This is a genomic window from Pseudomonas sp. MTM4 (genome assembly GCF_019355055.1).
GTDB lineage: Bacteria > Pseudomonadota > Gammaproteobacteria > Pseudomonadales > Pseudomonadaceae > Stutzerimonas.
In genome coordinates, this window is record NZ_CP048411.1 from 2,197,501 (window position 1) to 2,220,783 (window position 23,283).

At 62.5% G+C, this 23,283-nt stretch carries 19 protein-coding genes (1 of these 19 only partly in view); all 19 read left to right on the plus strand.

The features are described from left to right. A protein-coding gene (gene tssA, locus GYM54_RS10050) for a type VI secretion system protein TssA (protein WP_181104819.1) crosses the window boundary here: on the plus strand, positions 1 to 1,357 show its 3' portion. Its footprint begins 206 nt before the window's first position; the window shows 1,357 of its 1,563 coding nt (coding positions 207-1,563); its start codon lies beyond the left edge, outside the window; it ends in the stop codon at positions 1,355 to 1,357. Between the two features lie 33 nt (positions 1,358 to 1,390). After that, a complete protein-coding gene (gene tssB, locus GYM54_RS10055; RefSeq protein ID WP_181104827.1) occupies positions 1,391 to 1,897 on the plus strand; it encodes a type VI secretion system contractile sheath small subunit in 507 nt (168 codons plus the stop codon). Between the two features lie 26 nt (positions 1,898 to 1,923). Next, the gene (gene tssC, locus GYM54_RS10060; protein WP_181104831.1) at positions 1,924 to 3,402 is read left to right on the plus strand and encodes a type VI secretion system contractile sheath large subunit; all 1,479 of its coding nucleotides are present in this window, start codon (positions 1,924 to 1,926) and stop codon (positions 3,400 to 3,402) included. Between the two features lie 6 nt (positions 3,403 to 3,408). Continuing rightward, on the plus strand, positions 3,409 to 3,822 hold the full coding sequence (tssE, locus tag GYM54_RS10065; RefSeq protein WP_181104832.1) for a type VI secretion system baseplate subunit TssE: 414 nt from the start codon (positions 3,409 to 3,411) through the stop codon (positions 3,820 to 3,822). A gap of 18 nt (positions 3,823 to 3,840) precedes the next feature. Beyond that, positions 3,841 to 4,233 carry a DUF2388 domain-containing protein gene (locus GYM54_RS21730; protein WP_231752248.1) on the plus strand — a complete coding sequence of 131 codons (393 nt, stop codon included), beginning with the start codon at positions 3,841 to 3,843 and terminating at the stop codon, positions 4,231 to 4,233. Between the two features lie 6 nt (positions 4,234 to 4,239). Continuing rightward, on the plus strand, positions 4,240 to 6,030 hold the full coding sequence (tssF, locus tag GYM54_RS10075) for a type VI secretion system baseplate subunit TssF (protein WP_181104839.1): 1,791 nt from the start codon (positions 4,240 to 4,242) through the stop codon (positions 6,028 to 6,030). Beyond that, positions 5,994 to 7,001 (plus strand): type VI secretion system baseplate subunit TssG, encoded by a 1,008-nt coding sequence (gene tssG / locus GYM54_RS10080; protein ID WP_181104842.1) that lies wholly within the window; start codon positions 5,994 to 5,996, stop codon positions 6,999 to 7,001. The genes tssF and tssG overlap by 37 nt, the downstream gene beginning before the upstream one ends. Before the next feature lie 10 nt (positions 7,002 to 7,011). Beyond that, positions 7,012 to 9,612 (plus strand): type VI secretion system ATPase TssH, encoded by a 2,601-nt coding sequence (tssH, locus tag GYM54_RS10085; RefSeq protein WP_197445922.1) that lies wholly within the window; start codon positions 7,012 to 7,014, stop codon positions 9,610 to 9,612. Beyond that, positions 9,584 to 11,128, plus strand: coding sequence for a sigma 54-interacting transcriptional regulator (locus GYM54_RS10090; protein ID WP_181104846.1), 1,545 nt, complete (start codon positions 9,584 to 9,586; stop codon positions 11,126 to 11,128). The genes tssH and GYM54_RS10090 overlap by 29 nt, the downstream gene beginning before the upstream one ends. 232 nt (positions 11,129 to 11,360) lie before the next feature. Further along, positions 11,361 to 11,495, plus strand: a complete 135-nt coding sequence (locus tag GYM54_RS10095; RefSeq protein ID WP_181104848.1) for a type VI secretion protein — start codon at positions 11,361 to 11,363, stop codon at positions 11,493 to 11,495. A gap of 20 nt (positions 11,496 to 11,515) precedes the next feature. After that, a complete protein-coding gene (gene tagH, locus GYM54_RS10100) occupies positions 11,516 to 12,709 on the plus strand; it encodes a type VI secretion system-associated FHA domain protein TagH (protein ID WP_181104850.1) in 1,194 nt (397 codons plus the stop codon). Between the two features lie 5 nt (positions 12,710 to 12,714). Beyond that, complete coding sequence (gene tssJ, locus GYM54_RS10105; protein ID WP_181104852.1) at positions 12,715 to 13,200, plus strand: type VI secretion system lipoprotein TssJ; 486 nt, start codon at positions 12,715 to 12,717, stop codon at positions 13,198 to 13,200. After that, entirely contained in the window at positions 13,197 to 14,528 is a 1,332-nt protein-coding gene (tssK, locus tag GYM54_RS10110; RefSeq protein ID WP_181104860.1) for a type VI secretion system baseplate subunit TssK, read from the plus strand. Before tssJ ends, tssK begins: the two co-directional genes overlap by 4 nt. A gap of 5 nt (positions 14,529 to 14,533) precedes the next feature. Next, the gene (icmH, locus tag GYM54_RS10115; protein ID WP_197445923.1) at positions 14,534 to 15,406 is read left to right on the plus strand and encodes a type IVB secretion system protein IcmH/DotU; all 873 of its coding nucleotides are present in this window, start codon (positions 14,534 to 14,536) and stop codon (positions 15,404 to 15,406) included. Positions 15,407 to 15,421: 15 nt separating this feature from the next. Then, positions 15,422 to 18,970 (plus strand): type VI secretion system membrane subunit TssM, encoded by a 3,549-nt coding sequence (gene tssM / locus GYM54_RS10120; protein WP_181104871.1) that lies wholly within the window; start codon positions 15,422 to 15,424, stop codon positions 18,968 to 18,970. Further along, complete coding sequence (locus GYM54_RS10125) at positions 18,970 to 19,707, plus strand: PP2C family serine/threonine-protein phosphatase (protein ID WP_181104873.1); 738 nt, start codon at positions 18,970 to 18,972, stop codon at positions 19,705 to 19,707. Before tssM ends, GYM54_RS10125 begins: the two co-directional genes overlap by 1 nt. Further along, complete coding sequence (locus GYM54_RS10130; RefSeq protein ID WP_197445924.1) at positions 19,704 to 20,681, plus strand: serine/threonine-protein kinase; 978 nt, start codon at positions 19,704 to 19,706, stop codon at positions 20,679 to 20,681. The genes GYM54_RS10125 and GYM54_RS10130 overlap by 4 nt, the downstream gene beginning before the upstream one ends. A gap of 20 nt (positions 20,682 to 20,701) precedes the next feature. Then, positions 20,702 to 22,768, plus strand: coding sequence for a type VI secretion system tip protein TssI/VgrG (tssI, locus tag GYM54_RS10135; protein ID WP_197445925.1), 2,067 nt, complete (start codon positions 20,702 to 20,704; stop codon positions 22,766 to 22,768). A 17-nt stretch (positions 22,769 to 22,785) separates the two neighbouring features. Then, positions 22,786 to 23,256: a hypothetical protein gene (locus GYM54_RS10140; protein WP_181104879.1), complete on the plus strand. Its 471-nt coding sequence runs from the start codon at positions 22,786 to 22,788 to the stop codon at positions 23,254 to 23,256. Positions 23,257 to 23,283 lie beyond the last annotated feature (27 nt).

Sequence of the window (23,283 nt, forward strand, 5' to 3'; positions counted from 1 at the left end):
TCAGACAAAAGATCTGCGGATAGCCGCATGGCTAACGTGGAGCCTGTATCAGCGCGATTCGTTCACAGGACTCCATGCCGGCGTCACCATGCTCAGCTACCTTTGCAGCGCTCATTGGGATGAGCTCCATCCTCACAAGTCACGCACTCGCTCAGCAGCCATAACCTGGCTAGTACCCCGTATGGAGGATGTGCTGGCCGATCACGTGCCCATGGGAGAGCAGCTACCGCTTTTCGAGCACATCGCACTGGAGCTCCGGAGCCTTGAAAATAGCTTGGCGTCCCACTTAGGCGTTCAGGCCCCCCTCCTTCTACCGCTCTGTCGGCGGCTCGACGACATGGTCAAGCGTGCCGGGATTGCCCACCCACAGCCAGGCCCCGTCGGCGCGGCCATTGCCCAAGTCAAACAGGCCGCCGCACAGGTCTTAACCGCAACCACTCCGGTCGAACATGAGAAGGACGCGCACAAAAGCTTGCGCTGCCTGCAGGACCAGGCACGACCATTATGCAGCTGGTGGCTGAAGCAAAAAGCAACCGACCTCAAACCGCTTCGGCTGGCACGCACCCTACTGTGGCTGCAGATTGACAGCCTGCCCGAGCGCAGTGCTGAGCAAATCACCACTCTGCGTGGCATCCCAGCAGACAAGTTGGCCAATTATCGCGAACGTTTCGCCCAGGGCCTCTACGCCGATCTGCTGGCTGATTTAGAAGCCAGTATCGTTCGCGCACCTTTCTGGCTCGATGGCCAGCGCCTAGCCTGGGAATGCCTGAATGAGCTCGACGCCGAGCAGGCCATGCGTGAGGTTGAAATCCAGCTTGCGCTGTTTCTGCAGCGTATGCCGGGTCTCGACGAGCTGCGCTTCCATGACGGCACGCCCTTTGCCGACGCGGAAACTCGCGCCTGGATCAGCGCCAGGGTGATGCCCCACGTGCAACCCGCCCAAGCGCCGAGCGAATCGCTCACTAGCCAGACCGGCGCCCCCCCCGCTTGGGAGGAAGCTCTCCAGGACATCCTTCCGCAGCTGCGCAAGGATGGCCTTAAAAGCGCCGTACAGAGCCTCAAGCCGGGTCTCAACCAGGCTCGCGGCGGACGCGAGCGCTTCTTCTGGCAGCTGACTCTGGCCCGGCTGTGCTTTCAAGCCAAGAAATACGACTTGGCCAAGACCCAGCTCGAATCCCTTGATCAGACGCTGCAAGCCTCCGGGCTCGGTGACTGGGAACCCAATCTCGCACTCGAGGTTCTGCGTCTGCTGCATAACTGCTGTGAGCTGCTGCCTCAGAACCACGCCGTGCGTGAAAGCAAGGATGAGATTTACCGCAGGCTGTGCCACCTCGACCTCGAAGTGGTACTCGATTAGGCCCCCGGGCCGTAAACGTAAAGGAGAAGACCCATGGCCAAAGAAGGCTCGGTAGCGCCCAAAGAACGCATCAATGTCACCTTCAAGCCCGCCACCGGCGGCGCCCAGGAAGAACTAGAGCTGCCACTGAAGCTGATGGTGCTCGGTGATTTCACCCAACGCGCCGACGATCGCAAGATCGAAGACCGCAAGCCGATCGCCATCGACAAAAACAGCTTCGATGAAGTACTGGCCAAGCAGGAACTGAACCTGACCTTCGCCGTGCCCAACCGCCTGCAGGACGAAGCCACCGACGAAGAACTGGCCGTGCAGCTGAACATCAACTCGATGAAGGACTTCAACCCAGCCAATCTGGTCGAGCAGGTTCCAGAACTGAAGAAGCTGATGGAACTGCGCGACGCACTGGTCGCCCTGAAAGGCCCGCTAGGTAACGCCCCGGCCTTCCGCAAGGCCATCGAAAGCGTACTCGCCGACGACGACTCGCGCGACCGCGTACTTGGTGAGCTGGGTCTCGCCGCGAAAGAACAACTGGACGCCTGAATCTCCCGACAAGGAAAGCCAACACAATGAACACTAGTGCAACAGCCGTCGAAGGCGGCAAGAACCTCGCCGAACTCGGCATTCTCGACCGCATCATCGCTGAAACCAAACTGACCCCGGACGACGAGGCGTACGATATCGCCAAGCGCGGCGTCTCCGCGTTCATCGAAGAACTGCTCAAGCCGCAGAACGAACAAGAGCCAGTCAAGAAGGCCATGGTTGACCGCATGATCGCGGAAATCGATGCCAAGCTCAGCCGGCAGATGGACGAGATCCTTCACCATCAGCAATTCCAGGCCCTAGAATCGTCCTGGCGCGGTCTCAAACTGCTGGTCGATCGCACCAATTTCCGCGAGAACATCAAGCTTGAGATTCTCAACGCGTCCAAGCAGGACCTGCTGGAAGATTTCGAAGACAGTCCGGAAGTGGTCCAGTCCGGCCTCTACAAGCACATCTACACCGCCGAGTACGGCCAGTTCGGCGGCCAGCCCGTCGGCGCCCTGATCGCAAACTACTTCTTCGACCCCAGCGCACCGGACGTCAAGACGATGCAGTACGTGGCTTCGGTCGCGAGCATGTCTCACGCGCCTTTCATCGCCGCTGCTGGCCCGAAGTTCTTCGGGCTGGAAAGCTTCACCGGCTTGCCGGACCTGAAAGATCTGAAGGATCACTTCGAAGGCCCGCAGTTCGCCAAGTGGCAGAGCTTCCGCGAGCAAGAAGATGCCCGCTACGTGGGCCTGGCCGTCCCGCGCTTCCTGCTGCGTAATCCCTATGACCCCGAAGACAACCCAGTCAAATCCTTCGTCTACAAGGAAAACGTGGCCAACAGCCACGAGCATTATCTGTGGGGCAATACCGCCTACACCTTCGCCAGCCGCCTGACCGACAGCTTCGCCAAGTTCCGTTGGTGCCCGAACATCATCGGCCCGCAGAGCGGCGGTGCGGTGGAAGACCTGCCGCTGCACTACTTCGAGAGCATGGGCGAGATCGAAACCAAGATCCCGACCGAAGTGCTGGTTTCCGACCGTCGTGAATACGAACTGGCCGAAGAAGGCTTCATCGCCTTGACCATGCGCAAGGGCAGCGACAACGCCGCATTCTTCTCCGCTAACTCCGCACAAAAACCGAAGTTCTTCGGCAACAGCGAGGAAGGCAAGAACGCCGAGCTCAACTACAAGCTAGGCACTCAGCTGCCCTACCTGTTCATCGTCAACCGCCTGGCGCACTACCTTAAAGTGCTGCAGCGCGAGCAGATTGGTGCATGGAAAGAACGCACCGACCTGGAACTGGAACTGAACAAGTGGATTCGCCAGTACGTGGCCGATCAGGAGAACCCCAGTTCCGAAGTTCGCAGCCGCCGTCCTCTACGTGCCGCGCAGGTCGTCGTTAGCGATGTGGAAGGCGAACCGGGCTGGTACCGCGTCAGCCTGAACGTGCGCCCGCACTTCAAGTACATGGGTGCCGATTTCACCCTGTCGCTGGTTGGCAAGCTGGACAAGGAATAAGCATCCATGGCCTACGGCAGCCTTTTCGAACGCCTCGGCGGGGACGCCGACAAGCGTGCCGGCTGGAGCCGCGAAGTTGCGGCAATGGCTTCGGTGGCTGCCCATCTGGCCAAAATGCTCAGCACCCGGGCGGGCAGCGTGCAAACGTTGCCCGACTATGGGTTGCCCGATTTGAACGATATGCGCCTGTCGCTGCACGACTCGCTGCAACAGGCGCGTATCGCCATCGAACGCTTCATCGAAGCGTACGAGCCCCGTTTAAGCCAGGTCAGGGTGGTTTCCCTGCCCCGCGACCAAGATCTGCTGCGCCTCGCCTTCGCCATTGACGGCCTGCTGGAAGTGGACGGCATCAAGCGCCCGGTCGGCTTCTCCGCCAGCCTGGATGGCAGCGGACGGGTGAAGGTTCAAGGCAACAGCTAAATCACGGATGACTGCAACATGATGCGCTCAAAGAAATATCTGCTTGCCGGTCTTATGCTGGCCGTACTGTTATCAGCCAATCCCATCCATGCGCAAGGTTGCATCGGTGTCGGCTGTGCTTTTGGCAGCGAGAACCCACTCATCGTGACAGCCGCAATGACGGCGGTGACCCTGTATGCCGCGGTAAGCTCATTTACGATCATTACAGACACATCAAAGGAAAACAGTCGTCGCTATTCGCAACTGGCCCGCGACGACGCGGCGTACTTCCTCGCCAGTGATGGCAAGCATCGTGGCGCCCATTTTGAAAGCGCATTCAGAACTTATCGACTCGAATCACGCACGCAGACGCCGCCCGTAAGCGACCGGTCTTTCGCCCAGCTCGTCCTGACCTCTCCCACACAGGACTAAGTCGCCATGTCTTTCAATCACTACTACCAGAGCGAACTCACCGCCCTGCGCCATCTCGGCAAGCGCTTCGCCGAGCGCAGCCCGGCGCTGGCGCCGTTCCTCGGACAGAGCGGGCGCGACCCGGACGTCGAGCGCCTGCTGGAAGGCTTCGCTTTTCTCACCGGGCGTCTGCGGCAAAAGCTCGATGATGAGCTGCCAGAGCTGACCCATTCGCTGATGCACCTGCTGTGGCCGAACTACATGCGGCCGCTGCCGGCGTTCAGCATGCTCCAGTTCGATCCGCTCAAACAGCCCGGCCCAGCGCTGATGGTGCCGCGCAACACGTCGGTTGAGTCCAAGCCGATCCAGGGCGTGACCTGCCGGTTCCGCACCGCCTACGCCACCGAAGTATTGCCCCTGGCACTCGAAGGGCTGGATTACTCGGTCAAAGGCGACGGCGCGGTACTCAGCCTGCGCTTGCAGATGACGGCCGGCAGCCAGCTCGGCGAATTGAATCTCAAGCAACTGCGGCTGCATCTGGCCGGCGAACGGTACATCAGCCAGATGCTCTACTTGAGCCTGCTCCGTCACCTCAACGGCGTGCAGCTGGTCGCGTTGGACGCTCAGGGCAAGCCATTCACCGACGATTTCGGTGCCCCACTGCCGGGCTTGCGGCTCGATCCAGCGAAGCTGCAGCCAGTGGGTTTTGCCGAAGACCAGGCACTTATTCCCTACCCGCTCAATACCTTTCGCGGGTATCGCTACCTGCAAGAATATTTCGCGTTCCAGGAAAAATTCCTGTTCGTCGATCTACCTGGCCTCGACGCGCTACAGCGCCTACCGCAAGAACTACTCAAACAGGCCCGGGGCTTCGAGTTGCGCTTCGACATCCACAAGGCCGGCGTTCAGCGCATTCGCCCGACGCTGGACAATGTCCGCCTGTACTGCACGCCGGTAGTCAACCTGTTCGAACACGACGCCGTCCCTATCCGTCTCGATGGCAAACAGGACCAATATCTGCTGCTGCCTTCGGAACTCGACAGCAGCCAGTGTGGTGTTTTTTCGGTCGATCGCGTCACCGGCTGGAAACCCGGCGGCATGGGCTACGAAGAGTACGTCCCGTTCGAATCGTTCGAACACGACCCCAGTTTCGACGTACCCCTGGCGCGTCCACACTACAGCGTCCGCCAGCAACCCTCGATGCTCGGCGATGGTCTGGAGACCTACCTCAGCTTCGGCCTGCGCAACCTCGATCAACATGAGACGCTGTCCATCGAACTGACCTGCACCAACCAGAACCTGCCGCACCAGTTGCGCCTGGGTGACATCTGTATGCCCAGCGAAGACACGCCTGAGTTCCTCACCTTTCGCAACATCAGCGCCGTGACGCCGAGCTACGCGCCGCCGTTACACCGGGACTTCCTCTGGAAGCTGATCAGCAACATGTCGCTCAACTACCTGTCGCTCGCCAACGTCGAGGCGTTGAAGGTGATCCTCGAGACCTACGACTTGCCGCGCCATTATGACCAGCACGCGAAAAAGGTCAGTGAGCGCCGGCTCGGTGGGCTCAAGCAGATCGGGCATCAACATGTTGATCGACTGCATCGCGGGCTGCCGGTACGCGGCGTACGTACCGAACTCGAAATGGACCTCGAAGGTTATCTCGGCGAGGGCGATCTGTTCCTCTTCGCCTCGATACTCAATGAATTCTTCGCGCTGTACGCCAGCCTCAACTCGTACCACGAGCTGCGCGTCAGGAGCACACAGGGAGAGGTGTACCAATGGACGCCGCGTATGGGGCAACAGCCCCTGCTGTAAACCGGATCAGCCGGGGCATTCGCGAGTACAGCCTGTTCCAGGGTGTACTGTTGGTGATGGACCGCCTGAAGACTGCACACCCCGATCTGGACGAAGAGTCGCTCTACGAACACCTGGAGTTCCAGGCCAACCCGAGCCTAGGTTTTCCCGGCAGCGACATCGATCGCGTGGAGTTCTTCGAAGAGCGCGGCGAGTTGCGAGCACGCCTGCGGATTAATCTGATCAGCCTGTTCGGTGCCGGCTCGCCGCTGCCCGCTTTCTATGCCGACCAGGCATTGGGCGACAGCCCCGAGGGCAACCCGACGCGCGAATTCCTCGATCTGTTCAACAATCGCCTGCAGCGCCTGATGCTGCCGATATGGCAGAAATATCGCTACCACGCGCGCTTCTCCAGCGGCGCGCGCGACCCGTTGTCTGAGCAACTGTTCGCGCTGATCGGACTGGGCGGCGAGCAGATCCGCGCCGCCTCGGAGCTGAACTGGAAGCGCCTGCTGCCCTACCTCGGCCTGCTCAGCCTGCGCGCGCATTCGGCGGCGCTGATCGAGTCGGTGCTGCGTTATTACTTCAAACACGCCGACCTGCGCATCGAACAGTGCCTGGAGCGTCAGGTCGAGATCATCGCCGAGCAGCAGAATCGCCTCGGTCTTGCCAACAGCCAGCTCGGCGAAAGCCTGGTGCTGGGCGAGCGGGTACGTGATCGCGGCGGCAAGTTTCGTATCCATATCCGTCAGCTGAGCTGGGACCGTTTCCACGAATTCCTGCCCGTGGGCAGCGGTTACCAGCCGCTCTGCGCGCTGGTCCGTTTCACGCTGCGTGACCCGCTCGACTACGACATCCGCCTGGAACTGCGCCGGGACGAAATCCGCGACCTGCGCATCGGGGCCGAAAATCCCTGCCGCCTCGGCTGGACCAGCTGGCTCGGCAGCGAACGCGCCGACGGCATGGTCACCCTAGGCAGCCAGACTCATTAAGGAAGATGAAATGATTAATGTAGACCTCCAACAATTGGTCCAGGCCCTCGATTCCGAGACCAAGCGCGACCTGGAAGTGGCAGCCGAACGCTGCGTGATGCGGGGCGGTAGCAAGATCTTGGTCGAAGATGTGCTGCTGGGCCTGCTGGAACGCCCCGAAGGCTTACTCGCACGTGCTCTGCAGGACGCCGACATTGAACCGGGCGCACTGGCCCAGGCGCTGCAGCCGCGCGGTGAACACAGCGAATCGCGCAACCCGGTGTTTTCCGCAGAATTGGTGCAGTGGCTGCAAGACGCCCTGCTGGTGGGCAACCTTGAACTCGGCCAGAGCCAGATCGACCAGGCCGCCCTGATCCTTGCGCTGCTGCGCAACCCGATGCGTTACGCCGGTAGCCACTATCAGCCGCTACTGGCACGTTTGAATGCCGAGCGCCTGCGCGAGTTCGCCCTGGCGCAGCAGCCGCAGGCTGCTCCGGGCAAGGCGACGCCGACGGGCGAATCTAACTTGTCGCGCTTCACTCACAATTTCACCCAGCAGGCGCGCGACGGCAAACTCGACCCGGTGCTGTGCCGCGACGCAGCGATCCGCCAGATGATCGATATCCTCGCCCGTCGCCGCAAGAGCAACCCGATCGTGGTCGGCGAAGCTGGCGTCGGCAAGACCGCCATCGTCGAAGGACTGGCTCTGCGCATCGCCGCAGGGGAAGTACCGGAAGCGCTCAAGGGCGTCGAGTTGCTGTGCCTGGATCTCGGGCTGTTGCAAGCAGGCGCGAGCGTCAAGGGTGAGTTCGAACGTCGCCTGCAAGGAGTGATCGACGAGGTCAAAGCCTCACCGAAACCGGTCATCTTGTTCATCGATGAGGCCCACACCCTGATCGGCGCTGGTGGCCAAGCCGGCAGCGGCGATGCGGCCAACTTGCTCAAGCCGGCCCTGGCGCGGGGCGAACTGCGCACCATCGCCGCCACCACCTGGAGCGAGTACAAAAAATACTTCGAGAAGGATCCGGCCCTCGCACGGCGCTTCCAGCCGGTCCAGCTGCACGAGCCCACCGTCGACGAAGCGGTGACAATCCTCCGCGGCCTCGCGCCGGTTTACGAAAAGAGCCACGGTATCTACCTGCGCGACGACGCCGTGGTCGCCGCCGCCGAGCTATCAGCCCGTTACCTCGCCGGGCGCCAGTTGCCCGACAAGGCGGTGGACGTGCTCGACACCGCCTGCGCCCGGGTACGTATCAGCCTGGCGGCCGCGCCGGAAGCGCTGGAACGTCTGCGTGGCGAAATCGCCGAAGGTGAGCGTCAGGGGCTGGCCCTGCGCCGCGATCTCGACGCCGGTCTGCAGATCGAAACCGATGGCCTGAACCGTCTGGAAACCCGCCTGGCCAGTGCCCGCGCCGAACTCGAACAGCTGGAGACCCGCTGGTCAGCTCAACGCAGCCTCGCCGAGCGCCTGCTGGAGTTGCGCAAGCAATGCGCTGCCGCTCGACTGAATCCCGAAATCGAGACCGACGAAGAAGCGCGCCCCGATCTCGAACAGCTCGAAGCCGAGCTGCGTGATATCCAGACCGAACTCGCCGGCGCCCAGGTCGCCGAACGGCTGGTGAGCTTCGAAGTCTGCCCGCGCCTGGTGGCCGAGGTGATCAGCCACTGGACCGGCGTGCCGCTTTCTCAACTGGCGCGCGAGCACAACAGCAAGGTACTCAGCTTCGCCGACGACCTGCGCCGTCGCGTGCGCGGCCAGGAGCAGGCCATCGAGGCGCTGGACCGCTCGATGCGCGCCACCGCCGCCGGCCTCAACAAGCCCGACGCGCCGGTTGGCGTGTTCCTACTGGTAGGGCCGAGCGGGGTCGGCAAGACCGAAACCGCGCTGGCGCTGGCCGACCTGCTGTATGGCGGCGAGCGCTTCCTCACCACCATCAACATGTCGGAATTCCAGGAAAAGCACAGCGTATCCCGGCTGATCGGTGCGCCACCCGGCTACGTGGGTTATGGCGAAGGCGGCATGCTGACCGAGGCGGTGCGGCAGAAACCCCACTCGGTGGTGCTGCTCGACGAGGTCGAGAAAGCCGACCCGGACGTGATGAACATTTTCTACCAGATCTTCGACAAGGGCGTAGCCAACGACGGCGAGGGCCGAGAGATCAACTTCCGCAACACCCTGATTCTGATGACCAGCAACCTGGCCAGCGACCGTATCGCCAACCTCTGCCAGGGCGGCCAGCAGCCCGCGGCCGAAGAGCTGGAACTGGCCATCCGCCCTGCCCTGACCCAGCACTTCAAACCCGCTTTCCTCGCCCGCATGCGGGTGGTGCCCTACTACCCGGTGCAAGGCGAGCTGCTCAGAGAACTGGTGGCGCTCAAGCTGTCGCGCTTCGGCGAGCGCCTGGCCCGTCGCCAACTGCGCTTCAGCCACTGCGAAGCACTGGTGGACGACCTGGCCGAGCGCTGCACCCACAGCGACAGCGGCGCGCGCCTGATCGACCATCTGATCGACCAATACCTGCAGCCACAGGTAGTTGATCGCCTGCTCGATGCCATGGCCGGAGGCGAAACGCTCAGGCAAGTGCACGCCACCCTCGACAGTGATGGGACGGTCGTCTGTGAGTTCGCTTAAGGCGGTATTCGCCGAATCGCCACCCTCGCTGGACGCCGATGCGCTTCTGGGCCGCTTCGCTCAGCTGTCCTGCACGTCCGATTCCGACGAGTGGCTGGATGGGCTGGTTGAGATCGCGGCGCAGTTGACCGACTGCCCGCTCGCCCAGTTGTATCTGCTCGATGCGACCCATACCCGCCTGATGCTGTCGGCCGAATGGTTCGAAGGCAAGCGCCAGCGGCACGAGGCCGCGAGCCTGCCAAGCGACTACGATGGCGAGCAGCTACTGCAATATTGCCTCAATCAGAATCGTCCACTGAGCCTCGAAACGCTCGACGCCAACCTGCACCAGACCGGATTTCTACCCGAGTCAGCGCGGCCGTGGCGCAGCCTGCTGTGCTTGCCTTTGCAAGATGCGCAGGGCCATGCCGCCGGGTTGCTGGTGGCAGCGAATACCGTGGGCCGCGATCTCATTGACGCGGCACAAAGCCTCGCTAGCCTGGGCCGCTTCGCGCTTGGCCAAGTGCAGCTGCTGCATCGTTTGCACGGTGCGACACAGCCGTCCCTCGCGCAAATCCCGACAGCACGACCGTGCGCCAGCGACTACGGACTGATCGGCGACAGTCCGCGCATGCGCGCCGTTTATAGGCTGATCGGGAAGGTCCTGCACAATCCGATCAGTGTGCTTCTCACTGGCGAGACCGGTACCGGCAAAGAGTTGGTTGCTCGTGCCATCCATGATTGCGGTGCACGCCGCAGTCAGGCGTTCGTCGTGCAAAACTGCGCGGCGCTGCCCGAGCATCTGCTTGAAAGCGAGCTGTTCGGCTATCGCAAGGGTGCCTTCACCGGCGCCGAGCGCGACCACGAAGGTCTGTTCGATGCTGCCAACGGCGGCACCTTGTTCCTCGATGAAATCGGCGACATGCCGCTGACCCTGCAGGCCAAGCTGTTGCGGGTCCTGCAGGAAGGCGAAGTCCGACCGCTGGGCAGTACTCAAACCCACAAGGTCGACGTGCGCATCGTCGCTGCAACGCATCAGGATCTGCTCAAGCGCGTCGAGCTGGGCCGCTTCCGTGAGGACCTTTATTACCGACTCTCGCTATTCCCCATCGAACTGCCGCCCCTGCGCGAGCGCGACCAGGACATCCTGCGTCTGGCCCGGCATTTCGCAGAGAAGGCCTGCGGCTTCCTGCAGCGCGATGCGGTGCGTTGGTCGGACGCCGCACTGGAGCAGCTCGCCAGCTATGGTTTCCCGGGCAACGTGCGCGAACTCAAGGGGCTTGTCGAGCGCGCCGTGCTGCTTTGCGACGGCGGGGAGTTGCTGCCGGAGCATTTCAACCTACGCACGGTGGAAGACGCGCTCGACAGCACCCTCAACCTGCGCGAACGGCTGGAGCGCGTCGAACGCAACCTACTGATCGATTCCCTGCGTAAGAACGGCGGTAACCAAAGCCAAGCAGCCCGCGAGCTGGGCCTGCCGCGCCGTACGCTGCTCTATCGTATGGAGCGGCTGGGCGTTAGCGCCAGCGACCTATGAGTTCAAGAAACCAGGCCCTTTAGATCGCTGATACCAACCTGAACAAACGTCCGGCGTGGATGATGCAGCGCTTATTAGTCATAGCTCTCGTTTCCAAGCCAACCCCGCCCTTTTTCGTGACCTCGTTCACCCACGCGAGCAGGTGGGTGAACTTTAATGCACGGCCTGCGTCCCGCCTCGCCATTTGCGTTAGCGGGGCCGTCCGCCCACACGCTTTCAAGGAGGAAATCGCGTGCTAGCCCGCTATTGCGCCCTCGTTTTTTTCGCTGCATCCCTCGCCCTTGCTGGCTGTTCCGGCAACTACAAATTCAACGACGACGAGTACCGCCCGCTGGGTGATCCGCAGGCGTCGTCCCGCAGCAACTGACCCGCCAAGGAGAAAAAACCATGGAACTGGTTTTCGATATGGTCAGTGCGCAGCAGTTCGTACCGGGCCTCATCAGCAGCAAAACCTTCAAGCAGGCCGGCGGCATCATTGGCCGCGCCGAGGATTGCGATTGGGTCATTCCGGACCGCAAGCGCGTGCTGTCCAGCCGCCACGCCGTGGTGAGCTACCGGGACGGCGCATTCTTCCTCACCGACACCAGCAGCAACGGCATTCAGCTCAAGGACAGCGGCGCCAGCCTGGACAAGGGCCGGGCGCAGCGCATCGAGCACGGCAGCGTCTACTGCCTGGGCGACTTCGAAATCCGTGCTCGGCTGATCCAGGACCCGGCTTCCTTCGAAGGCGACATCGGCCGTCCGCAGCCGGCCGGCAGCATCATTCCCGACGATGCCTTTCTCGATCTCGACCCGCTGACCGCGCTGGACCAGCAAGAGCGCGTCTACGCCGAGTTGGACGACCTGACCGCCGTGCTCGCCCCGTCTCGAGTCCAGGCGCAACAGCGTGACTACGCACAGATCGATGAGGAAAACCTGCAGATTCCCGAGCTGGTGATGCTTACACCCGCTGTCCAACCCAAAGCCTCGCCCGAACCCGAGCGCCTGCCGCCGGACTTCTGGACGCGATTCGGCGAGGCGCTAGGCGTCAGCCTGGACGATCTCGACGAGCAGGCGCGCCAAGCGCTGGCTCTAAAAGCGGCGAGTCTACTCAAGCAAAGCGTCGGCGGGCTGCAGCAGGCGTTGCGCACCCGTGGCGAGCTGAAAAACGAGTTGCGTCTGTCACTGACCACCGTGCAGAGCGCCGGCAATAATCCGCTCAAGCACAGCATCGACAGTGGCGAAGCGCTGAGTCTTCTGCTGCGCAACGGCAAGGCCGGCCAGTTGCCGGCTGAGCAAGCCGTAGCGCGTGCCTACCGTGATCTGCAGGCGCACCAGGTGGCAATGCTGGCCGCCAGCCGGGCGGCCATCAAGGGCATGTTCGAGCAGCTGTCGCCGGAACAACTGGCGCTGCGCTTCGAACGCGACAACAAACCGCTGATTTCCACGTCCGGCGGACGCTGGCGCGCATACCGGCGACTGCATCAAGCCATGCAGCGCGACGACGACTGGAGCGAACGGCTGTTCACACGCGACTTCGTCCAGGCTTACGAGGAGCAGGTGCGCCTGATCGCCACGCTCAACACCAACCTTCAAGGATGATGTCCATGTCTCGCTTTTTCCCCGCTGCGGTGCTTGCTGCGCTGGCCGCGCTCGCCGGCTGCTCGGCGCTCTCGCCCAATTCCCATCTGACCAAGCTGGACCTGTCGTTGCAGGGCAGCGACCGGCTCAATCCCGACCTCAACGGTCGCCCATCGCCCATCGTGATACGCCTGATCGAACTCACGCATCCGGTGGCCTTTGAGAACGCTGATTTCTTCTCGCTCTACCAGCGGCCAAAGGAAGTCCTGTCACCGGACCTGGTGATTCAGGAGGAGCTGGAACTACGCCCCGGCGAGCAGCGCGATCTCAAACTGTTCGTGCAAGAGCACAGCCGTTATGTCGGCGTGCTGGCCGCCTACCGCGACCTGCCGGAGTCCAGCTGGCGTTTCGTCATTCCGCTGCAGCATAAGACGCAGAACCGCATCGAGCTGACGCTTGACGAGCACGGCATCCAGGCCGCCGACCCACTCGCGAAGGGAACTGATCAATGAGCCTGAACAGAGTGGTCTGGCAGGAGGGTATGCTGCTGCGCCCGCAACACTTCCAGCAGAACGACCGTCATTACGACGCGCAGCTCAAGTTGCGTACGCAGAAACTCGGCCACTACGCCTGGGGGTTCTTCGGGCTGGAGATTGACCGTCAGTTTCTCAACATGGGCAAGCTGGTACTCAGCCAGGCCAGCGGCCTCCTTCCTGATGGCAGCCTGTTCGAGATCGGCGCCGAACGTGAACCGCTGGCCGTGGACGTGTCGCCCAATACCAGCAATACCCCGGTCTATCTGGCGCTGCCTCTGGTCACCGGCAACCATATCGAGAGCCGTCGAGCGGAACAGAAAGACGTGCTGGCGCGCTACACCGCCGTCGACGAGGAGGTCGCCGATTCCAACGCCGGTGACGCCAGCAGCAGTCAGGTCAGCACCGCTCGACCGGACTTTCGCCTACTGCTCGGCGAGCAGCAGAGCGACCAAGCCTATGTGAAGCTCAAACTCTGCGACATCCTCGACACCACGCCGGACGGCGTGATCAGCCTCGATCCCGAATACATCCCGACCTTCATCGACTTTCAGGCGTCCAGCTATTTGCTGTCCTGCCTGAAGGAAGTGATCAGCATGCTCGGCCATCGCGGCGACATCTTGGCCGAACGCATCCGCGCCACCGGCAAGGTCGGCGGTGCCGAGGTTGGCGACTTCATGATGCTGCAGCTGATCAACCGCTACGAGCCGGTGCTGCGCCATTACCTGGGCATCGACCGGGTCCACCCCGAACAGATCTATCGCGAGCTGCTGGGATTGCTCGGCGAACTGGCGACCTTCTCCAGCGAAACCAAGCGCCCACGCCTCGATGGCCGCTACCTGCATAATGACCAGGGGCTGTCGTTTCGCAAGCTGATGGATGCGATCCGCCAAGTGCTGTCGATGGTGCTCGAGCAACACGCCATCGAACTGCTGCTACAGCAACGCCAGTACGGCATCCAGGTCTCGCCGCTGCACGACCACAAACTGCTCGGCAGCGCCTCGTTCGTGCTGGCCGCCAGCGCCCAGTGCGACTCAGAAGAATTGCGCACACGCCTGCCGGCACACCTCAAGGTCGGCCCGGTCGAGCGCATTCGCCAGTTGGTCAACCTGCATCTGCCGGGGATCAAGGTCAAACCGCTGCCGGTGGCCCCGCGGCAGATCCCGTTCCACTCCGGCAAAACCTACTTCGCCTTAGAGCTCAACTCCGAGGAGCTGGCGCAACTGGAGCGCTCCGGCGGCTTCGCCTTCCACGTGTCCGGTGAGTTCACCGGGCTTGAGCTGAAATTTTGGGCGATCAGGAACTGACCGACATGATCAGAGAAATGGACTACGGACAGGACGACAAGACGGTCATCCTCAATCGCCACGGCGACGCCCCGGCGCACAGCCCGCTAACCGACTTCAGCGCGCCGCCCAAATTCGAGCAGCTGGAGGAGCGGATGATCTACGCCGCCCGCCTGCGCCCGGCGGAAACCTTCAACATCAGCCTCAACCCGCTAGTGGCGGCGGCCTCCTCACTGCTGTCCGAAGTGGTGCGGCTCAAGCACAGCTTCGAAGGCGAGGACCTGCACGCGCTTAATCAGCGCCTGTCGAGCGAGCTCAAGCTATTCGAACACCGCGCCCTGCACGATGGCGCCGAAAGCAGCCAAGTCATGGCCGCGCGCTACGTGCTGTGTACCGTTATCGACGAAGCGGTGGTCACCACGCCCTGGGGCAACGAGAGCGAATGGTCGCAGATGAGCCTGCTGTCGGGCTTCCACAACGAGACCTTCGGAGGCGAGAAATTCTTCCAGCTGCTCGAGCGCCTCTCGCGTAATCCGGTCAAGCACTTGCCGATGCTGGAATTGATGTACCTCTGCCTGTCGCTGGGCTTCGAGGGCAAGTACCGCGTACTGCCGCGCGGCATGCTCGAACTCGAAGCGGTACGCGACAGCCTCTACCGGCAGATCCGCCAGTTGCGCGGCGACGTGCCGCGTGAGGTTTCACCGCACTGGCAAGGACTGCGCGACACGCGTCGGCACCTGGTGCGCATCGTGCCTTGGTGGCTGGTCGCTCTCTTCACGCTGGTCTGCCTGGGCATGCTGTACGCAGGCTTTGCCTGGGTACTTGGCGAGCAACGCCACACCGTGCTGCAGCCGTACCAACCCGTCGATCCAACCGTTCAGATCGAGCCTCAGCCGTAACAAGGACGTAATGCCATGAAGGTTTTTTTCGGCAAGCTTGCCGCGTTTTTCCGCAAGACCTGGGTATGGAGCCTATGCGTTCTGCTGGTACTGGCCCTGCTGGTGTGGTTCATCGGACCGCTGCTGGCGGTGGACGATTACAAATTCTGGGAATCCTCGACCAGCCGCCTGCTGACCATTGCCGGTCTATGCCTGGCCTGGGGCCTGTTCATGGTCTTCGCCAGCTGGCGCAGCACCCGTCGTCAGCAGGCCGAGGCCAGCGATGACGAATTGCAGGAGCGCCTGCGCCGCGAAGGGCTGGTCAGTGAGGAACAGAGCATCCTGCGCCAACGCTACCGGGACGCCATGCGCACTCTCAAGCGCTCGAGCCTGTACCGCGGGCGTAGCGAGAAATGGCGCAACGACCTGCCCTGGTACCTGTTGCTTGGCCCCCAGGGCAGCGGCAAGACCTCGCTGCTCGATTTCTGCGGCTTGGACTTTCCACTCAACCGCAGCGAAAACCAGCGCTTGACTAAGGACGTCTCCGGCACCCGCTACGCCGATTGGTACTTCGCCGATCACGCCGTATTGATCGACACCGCCGGCCGCTACCTGACCCAACCCGACGCCTCGGTCGATGGCAAGGCCTGGGACACACTGCTCGGCCTGCTACGCCGCCGCCGTGCGCGTCCGCTCAATGGTGTGCTGGTCAACATTCCAGTCGAACAACTGCTGCAATCGAGCGAACTGGAGCTCGAAACCCTGGCGCGTCAAAGCCGCCAGCGCTTGCACGAGATCCACCAGCGCCTGGGCGCCGACGTGCCGGTCTATCTGGTGCTGAGCAAGGCGGACAAGGTGCTTGGCTTCGACGAGTTCTTCGATCAGCTGTCACGCGAAGAGAGCGATCAGGTGCTTGGCGCCAGCTTTCGCAAAGAGCAGGACGGCACCGACGTCAATGTGATCCGAGGCGAATTCGAGGAGCTACTACGCCGGCTCAACAGCCAGGTGATTCTACGCATGCACCAGGAGCGAGATACCCAGCGCCGCGGCCGCATTCTCGACTTTCCCCATCAGCTCGGTCAGATCGGCGAGCGCCTTTGCCTGTTCATAGAGCTGGCGTTTTCCGGCAACCGCTACCAGCGTGCCAGCCAGCTGCGCGGCTTCTACCTGACCAGCGCGCCGCAATTGCAAGGCGTGCTCGATCCGCTGACCAGCGGCATCGGTCGTAATCTCGGGCTGTCCAGCAACGCACTGCCGACCTTGCGCAGTGGCCGAGCGCGCTTCATCAATCACCTGCTCAGCCGAGTGATTTTCCCCGAGGCCGACCTGGCCGGACTGGACCAGAAGGAAGTGCGCCGTATCGACTGGGGCCAGCGCGCCTTGTATGCCGCGAGCTTCGCCTGCCTGGCGCTGTTCGGCGCGCTCTGGGCCAATGGTTTCTCCGGCAATCATGAGCGGCTCGAGCAGCTGCGCAGCCTGGCCGATCGGCTGGGCGACGAGCACCAGGGAATCGCCGCTCAGGACGACGCGCTACGCACGCTCAAGGCATTGGACACCAGCTATGCCGCAACCCAAGTATTTCCCGATAAAGCCGAGGTGTCCTACCTGCAGCGCGGCGGACTCTACCAGGGCGAGGACGTCGATCCGACATTGCGTCAGGCGTACCGCCGAGAGCTGGAAAACCTGCTGCTACCGCGCGTCGGCCGCCAGCTCGAAGCCCAGGTACGCGCCAACCTCACCGATCGCGAACGCCTACTCGGCAGCCTGCGCGCTTACCTCATGCTCAACCTGGAGCAGCGACGCGACGAAGGCTTTCTCAAGGAGTGGCTGGCAGCCGACTGGTCGCTGCGCTATGCAGGCAATGCCGTGGCACAAAACGGTCTGAACACACATTTCGAGCGCCTGCTCGAAGAAGGCTTCGAGCCTTACACGCTCAACGATCAGCTTGTCTCCGAGGCGCGCCAGGTGCTGCGCAGCGAATCGTTGGCCAACGTCGTCTACCGTATGTTGCGCGATCAGGCCCGCAGCCTGCCCGACTACCGCTTCAGCCAGCGCCTCGGGCCCCAAGGCGCGCTGTTCAACGGCGGCGATTACGCCATCCCCGGCCTTTACACCCAGAACGGTTACCAGAAGTTCTATGTCGCCCAGGGCAGCGACCTGGTGCGCGAGATCCTGCGCGACAACTGGGTGCTCGGCGAGGGCGACAGCCTGAGCCTGAAGGACCTCGGGCGCCTGATGGTGGAAATGGAACAGCTCTACTTTCGCGACTACGCCAACTACTGGGGCGAAGCCGTGGCACAGCTGTCGCTGGAGCCGATTGCTGGCGCCGGCCAGGGTGCTGTACTACTAAGCGGGCTGAGCGCGGCTAACTCGCCACTGCTGCAATTACTGATTGAAGTGCGCGACAACACCCGCTTTGCCGGCGCAGCGGACGCCGCAGGTGATGCTGCAGATGCCGCCGATGCCGCCGATGCGCTCAAGGATGCCAATGGCAAACTGGGCAAGGCTGCCAAACTGGCCTCGGCCGCTGCAGAACAAACCCAGGCCGCACTGGCCAAGAAGCTGCCGGACACCGCGCGCAAGATGCTTGAGCGTCGATTCGAACCGCTGCATCGCCTGCTCGACGAACAGGAGGGCGCCAGCGCCGAGCTGATCCCAACGCTGCAGGCGCTCGACGCGTTGCAGCTGCAACTGGCGAGCCTGGCCCACGCCAGCGCGCCGGATCAGGCCGCGTTCGAGCTGGCCAAGGCGCGTATGGGCGGCCAGCGCGACGCGATCAACCAGTTACGCACCAGCGCGGCCCGTCTGCCGCAACCCATCGGCAACTGGCTCGGCCTGCTCGCTGAGGACAGCTGGACGTTAGTCTTGAACGACGCCTATCACTACCTCAATCGGCGCTACCAGGGCGAGCTGTATGCGTTCTACAAAACGTCGCTGCGTCAGCGCTATCCGTTCAGCGCTCACAGTGAAAGTGACGTCGCGATCGCCGATTTCCGTGAATTCTTCAAGGCACAAGGCGTTGCCGACGGTTTTTTTGATCGCTACCTCAAACCCTTCGTCAGCGGCAGCGCCGGCCAGTACCAGCTGCGCCGCGTCGATGGTCGCGGCCTGCCGCTGTCGCGCGAATTCCTGGCGCAGATGGGACATGCACAGACCATCCGCCGCAGCTTTTTCGCGGAGAGCCCGAACGAGCCACAGATCCGCTTCAAGCTGGAGCCTTATTCGCTGGACTCGAGCCTGGGTCGCGCCGACTTCCGCTTCGGCAACCAGCAGATGGAATACCGCCATGGGCCGATCGTGCAGACCGCTTTCAGCTGGCCGGCTACCGCGGACGATGGCCGCACCAGCCTGGTGGTCGAGGAACTCGGTGGACGCCGCGTCGGTATCGAAAAGAACACTGGCCCCTGGTCGCTGTTCCGCCTGCTGGACCTGATGCAGGTCGACTACCACAGCGGGCGTGATGTATTGATGCTCAAGGCCAACCTCGGCGGGCGCCACGCCAACTACCTGTTGCACAGCCAGCGCTCGCCGAACCCGTTCGACATCGCCCTGCTGCGTGACTTCAAGCTGCCGGCGACCCTGTGATGACCGGGACGCCGAGCCGGACCGCCAACTGGCGAAGTGCCGCGCGGACCGATAGAGGCAAGGTCCGCGCACGCAACGAAGACGCTTTTCTCGACCTCCCCGAGCAAGGTCTCTGGGTCGTCGCGGACGGAATGGGTGGTCACCAAAACGGCGCCCTGGCCAGCCGCCTGATCGTCGAGCAACTGGCCGAGCTGCCCGAAGGCAGTTTGGCCGAGCGTTTGGTCAGCCTGCGCCACTGTCTGCACGAACTCAACCGCCGCCTCGGACAAGAACTGACGGTCACCGCCGAACGTCCCGACCCAGTCATCGGCAGTACCGTGGTCGCCCTGCTGATGGAAGGCGAACGCGCCGCTTGCGTCTGGGCCGGGGACAGCCGCTGCTACCTCTGGCGCAGCAGCCGTCTGTATCAGCTTTCGCGCGACCATTCGCTGCTGCGGCAACTGATCGACGAGCAGAACCTGAGCCCGCAGGAAGCTGCGCGCCACCCTGCGGCACATGCGCTCACCCGTGCCGTCGGCGCCAGCGAGCAACTGGAGCTGGATATCCTCGAGTTCGACGTTCACCCCGGCGACACTCTGCTTCTGTGCAGCGACGGGCTCTACCAGAGTCTGCCGCCGGATACGCTGAGCGCGGCGCTGAACTCGCCGTCGACCGGACTTGCGCTACAGCGCCTATTCGACCAAGCCTTGGATGGTCCGGCGCGGGACAATCTCAGCGCCGTGGTGGTGCGTCGATGAACGAACCTCTGTGCGCCTCGGAACTGACTTATTTTGCCTTCGCCGCCACTGCTGCGCCGGGGCAGGCACCAACGCCTGCAACCGTTACAACCGGTGAGCTGCCTCAGGTGCTTGGCGGGCGTTACCGGATCGAACGGTTGCTCGGCGTCGGCGGCATGGGCGCGGTCTACCGGGCGCGGGATCTATTGCGCGAGCAATTCGGCGATCCGGAACCCTACGTCGCGCTGAAGACCCTAAGCGACGATTTCGCCGAATACCCCGACGCCCATGCGCTGCTCTACACCGAGTTCGCACTGACTGCCCGGCTGAGCCATCGCCACGTCGTGCGCCTGTTCGGCTTCGACGTGGACACCGCCAGCCAGCGAGCCTTCATCACCCTCGAATTGCTCAAGGGTCCGACGCTCGACCAGCTGCTCAGCGAGCATCCCGAAGGGCTCGCCTGGAATGAGTTGCGCGAGATCGCCCTGCCGCTACTCGAAGCGCTCGCGTATTCACATAGCCGCGGCGTCATCCACGGGGACCTCAAACCGAGCAACGTGATACTCGCCGAAGACGGATTGCGCCTGTTCGACTACGGACTCGGCCAGCCACTCGAGGGCGTGCTCAACAGCTTGCCGCGCCTCTCCCGCAACCGTTTCAAGGCATGGACGACACGCTACGCGGCCCCGGAACTGCTGGACGGTGCCGAGCCATCGGAAGCCAGCGATATCTACGCGCTCGGTTGCCTGCTGTTCGAATTGGCAAGCGGCAGCCACCCGTTCCGCCGCTTGAGCGCCAAGCAGGCCAAAGCGATGGCGCTGGAAAAAGAGTTGCGCTGCCCGCCAAATCTACCCACTCATATTTGGCAGTCGCTGCTTATGGCACTGGCTTTCGATGTAGATGAGCGAACCAGCAGCGTGACCCAGCTACTGAATATCTTCCGCCGCCCCGCACCCAGCCGCCTGCAGCGCTGGTTCGGGCGCCCCCATGGATGACACAAGGACAAGGAAGCGCGATGTTCAACGCGGCCAATGACACCCATTTCAGCCTCACCATCGAAGGCGTCGAGCATGATCTGAAAGTGCTCGCGTTCACCGGTCGCGAGGCCATCAGCCAACCCTATCGCTTCGACCTGGAGCTGGTCAGTGAGCGCCCCGATCTGGACTTGCACAGCCTGCTTCACCAGCCGGTTTTTCTCGCCCTCTCACCGTCGGGCAACGGCATCCATGGTCTGATCCACCGCGTCGCCCAGGGCGAGTCCGGCAAGCGCCTGACACGCTACCGGCTGGCCATCGTCCCGCAACTCGCTTATCTCGCCCACCGCACCGATCAGCGCATCTTCCAGCATCTGACCGTGCCGCAGATCGTCGCCCAGGTGCTCGAAGGTCACGGCATCCAGACCAATGCCTATCGCTTTCAACTCGGTCCGGTGATCTATCCCGAGCGCGACTACTGCACGCAATACGACGAGACCGACCTGCACTTCATCCAGCGGCTGTGCGAGGAAGAAGGCATCCACTACCACTTCGAGCACAGCTCGGGCGGCCATGTACTGGTGTTCGGCGATGACCAGACCAGCTTTCCCAAACTCGGGCAACCCACGGCCTATCTTCAGAACAGCGGCCTGGTCGCCGACGAACCGGTGATCAAAGGCTTCGCCGTACGTCTGCAAACCCGCACCAACCGCGTCAGCCGGCGTGACTATGATTTCGAACAGCCGCGCCTGGTGATGGGAGCCGCTCATAACGGCCCCTCCGGACAGCCGACAACGGCGCAGCCGGACCTGGAAGACTACGACTACCCCGGCCGCTTCACCGACCGCACGCGCGGTAAACATTTGTCCCAGCGCGCTCTGGAACGCCACCGCGCCGATTACCGCCTGGCCGAAGGCGATAGTGACCAGCACAAGCTGGTCAGCGGTCATCTGCTGGAAATCTCCGACCACCCGCGACCGGAGTGGAACGATCTCTGGCTGCTCACCGAGGTGATCCACGAAGGCAGGCAGCCGCAGGTGCTGGAAGAGTCGATCACGAATTCCGCCCTCCGGGGAGAGGGGCTGGATCGAACAGGCAACACATTCACCCAGGGCTACCGCAACCACTTCACCGCCACTCTCTGGAACATTCCCTATCGCCCGGCATTGCATCACCCCAAACCTAGGGTTCTCGGAAGTCAGACCGCCGTCGTCACGGGGCCCGTCGGGGAAGAAATCCATTGCGACGAGCACGGTCGCGTAAAGGTCCAGTTTCACTGGGATCGCATCGCTACCGCCGACGACAAGACCAGCTGCTGGCTGCGCGTTGCCAGCAGCTGGGCGGGTGATCGTTACGGCGGCATCGCCATCCCGCGCGTCGGCATGGAAGTGTTGATTACTTTTCTCGAAGGCGACCCCGATCTGCCTCTCGTCAGTGGTTGCCTCTACCACGCAGAACACCAGGTGCCCTATGACCTGCCGGCGAACAAGACCCGCACAGTATTCAAGACCCTGACTTCACCGGGCGGGGGCGGCTACAACGAGCTGCGCATCGAGGACCGCAAGGGCGCCGAGCAGATCTACCTACATGCTCAGCGCAACTGGGACCAGAACATCGAGCACGATCAAAAGATCCGCGCCGGGCACGAACGCCACGACACCGTCGAGGCCGATAGCTACAGCGAATTCAAGGCTGAGGAACACCTGACAATCACAGGCGACCGCAAGGCGGAAATCAAACCGGACGACCACATGAGCGTTGGCCAAAACCAGCACATCGAACTCGGCACCGCCCAACTGACCAAGGCCGGCCGCGAAATTCACCTCAAGGCTGGCCAGAAGATGGTCATCGAAGCCGGCATCGAACTGACCCTCACTGCCGGCGGCAGCTTCATCAAGCTCGATCCAGGCGGCATCACAGGCAGCGGCCCCATGACCAAGATCAACGCAGGCGGAGCGCCGGGCAAGGGTTCGGGAATCGGTGTCAAGCTGCCGGTGCTGCCGGGCACAGCGGACAAGGACAAGGCGGGAAATCAGCTGGAGCAGGCGCTAGCTGGCCTGATCAACCCCAAAAAGAAAGTCAAAAGAACCATGAATTTTTCAGGCTGAGTCGAACTATGAACGTCATGACCCAGAAACAAACAGCTATGGGCCGTCACCTAGTCGCCCAGGCATTCTTATTCATCCTGTCCTGTGGGTATCTGACTGGCTGCGCGGCCGCCGAACTGGAGCCCATCACCTACCAGGAAGCCGTCACCCAATATCAGGAGGGCGGCGGAATCGAGAATTACCGCTGCGCACTGGTGCCGGCCGATGAGCAGTACCAGGCCCTGGATGACGCCCAGCCGATCGCCGTTGAACTCGATGAAGTGCTCTTCGTCAAGATCGCCGGCACCGTCCATGAACTGCAACAGACCGACATCGACGCGACCCGTACGGCCTACGCCTACGAGGGCATGAGCGCCACGCTCACCACGGTCAGCCAGTTTAATCATTCGGAGTACAACGAATCGGATGACCGCCACGTCAACCTCACCTTCGAATCAGCCGGCAAGACGGACACCTACAAGACCTTCGGAGCGGCCTGCGGCCTCTGAGCGTTGAATACGATTACAACCTTTTCA

Bases quoted from the DNA above. Each gene is read 5' to 3' on its own strand.
- tssB (WP_181104827.1), top strand. From the start codon at position 1,391: ATGGCCAAAGAAGGCTCGGTAGCGCCCAAAGAACGCATCAATGTCACC.
- tssC (WP_181104831.1), top strand. From the start codon at position 1,924: ATGAACACTAGTGCAACAGCCGTCGAAGGCGGCAAGAACCTCGCCGAA.
- tssE (WP_181104832.1), top strand. From the start codon at position 3,409: ATGGCCTACGGCAGCCTTTTCGAACGCCTCGGCGGGGACGCCGACAAG.
- GYM54_RS21730 (WP_231752248.1), top strand. From the start codon at position 3,841: ATGATGCGCTCAAAGAAATATCTGCTTGCCGGTCTTATGCTGGCCGTA.
- tssF (WP_181104839.1), top strand. From the start codon at position 4,240: ATGTCTTTCAATCACTACTACCAGAGCGAACTCACCGCCCTGCGCCAT.
- tssG (WP_181104842.1), top strand. From the start codon at position 5,994: ATGGACGCCGCGTATGGGGCAACAGCCCCTGCTGTAAACCGGATCAGC.
- tssH (WP_197445922.1), top strand. From the start codon at position 7,012: ATGATTAATGTAGACCTCCAACAATTGGTCCAGGCCCTCGATTCCGAG.
- GYM54_RS10090 (WP_181104846.1), top strand. From the start codon at position 9,584: ATGGGACGGTCGTCTGTGAGTTCGCTTAAGGCGGTATTCGCCGAATCG.
- tagH (WP_181104850.1), top strand. From the start codon at position 11,516: ATGGAACTGGTTTTCGATATGGTCAGTGCGCAGCAGTTCGTACCGGGC.
- tssJ (WP_181104852.1), top strand. From the start codon at position 12,715: ATGTCTCGCTTTTTCCCCGCTGCGGTGCTTGCTGCGCTGGCCGCGCTC.
- tssK (WP_181104860.1), top strand. From the start codon at position 13,197: ATGAGCCTGAACAGAGTGGTCTGGCAGGAGGGTATGCTGCTGCGCCCG.
- icmH (WP_197445923.1), top strand. From the start codon at position 14,534: ATGATCAGAGAAATGGACTACGGACAGGACGACAAGACGGTCATCCTC.
- tssM (WP_181104871.1), top strand. From the start codon at position 15,422: ATGAAGGTTTTTTTCGGCAAGCTTGCCGCGTTTTTCCGCAAGACCTGG.
- GYM54_RS10125 (WP_181104873.1), top strand. From the start codon at position 18,970: ATGACCGGGACGCCGAGCCGGACCGCCAACTGGCGAAGTGCCGCGCGG.
- GYM54_RS10130 (WP_197445924.1), top strand. From the start codon at position 19,704: ATGAACGAACCTCTGTGCGCCTCGGAACTGACTTATTTTGCCTTCGCC.
- tssI (WP_197445925.1), top strand. From the start codon at position 20,702: ATGTTCAACGCGGCCAATGACACCCATTTCAGCCTCACCATCGAAGGC.
- GYM54_RS10140 (WP_181104879.1), top strand. From the start codon at position 22,786: ATGACCCAGAAACAAACAGCTATGGGCCGTCACCTAGTCGCCCAGGCA.